This is a genomic window from Candidatus Symbiopectobacterium sp. NZEC135, from assembly GCF_025962695.1.
Genome location: NZ_JAGFPF010001114.1, coordinates 1 through 710 on the forward strand (window position 1 = coordinate 1; position 710 = coordinate 710).

The window sequence follows — 710 nt, forward strand, 5'->3', positions numbered from 1 at the left end:
GGGCCAGGGCACGCCCGTGAGGGGATCGTGAGACGTATAGCGATAACCCAGCGCATCCGTCACCCAGCCCAGCGAACCACAATTGCTCATGGCGGCCGACATGACAAAACCGCCCGGCGTAGTCATCTGTCGAAACGGCGCCACGCGCGTCAGTTGGTCAATCATCTGCATTAACGTGGGTGCACATTCAGCGGCAAATCCGCGCAGCACCACTGCGCCCGGTGCCAGCGTCTGGGTCCAGCGCGGTGTGCCCTCGAGCGCGAACAGATCATCCGTCATGAGATTCCTTAGCCTCGCTCTCCAGCAGTTGGCGTTTACGCGCGATGCCCCACCGATAGCCCGACAAGGCACCATCGGTGCGAATCACTCGATGGCAAGGAACAATAATCGCCAAACGATTGGCGGCGCAAGCCCCCGCCACCGCACGCACCGCGTCCGGCTGACCAATCTTTTCAGCGACGTCGCGGTAGCTGAGCGTGGTTCCCAGAGGAATGTCTCGCAGAGCCTGCCAGACACGCAGTTGAAACGCGGTGCCGCGAATATCGAGCGGTAACGTCATCGGCGCGCCCGGTGAATCAATCACACTGACCACCAGCGCCATACGCTGCTCAAACGCGGCATCGCCTTCAACCAAGGTCGCATTGGCAAACAGAGCGTGCAGCTCGTTTATCAATGCAGTAGCATCATCGCCCAGTAATACGGCGCAGACC

At 60.7% G+C, this 710-nt stretch carries 2 protein-coding genes; both read right to left on the reverse strand.

Translation table 11 applies throughout. From position 1 onward, the window contains the following. The coding region (locus J5224_RS32785; protein ID WP_264629093.1) for an alpha-ketoglutarate-dependent dioxygenase AlkB at positions 1-279 on the reverse strand (279 nt) is incomplete at its 3' end. Further along, positions 269-710: methylated-DNA--[protein]-cysteine S-methyltransferase (locus tag J5224_RS32790; protein ID WP_264629094.1), on the reverse strand; the 442-nt coding region annotated here is incomplete at its 5' end. The genes J5224_RS32790 and J5224_RS32785, both read right to left, overlap by 11 nt.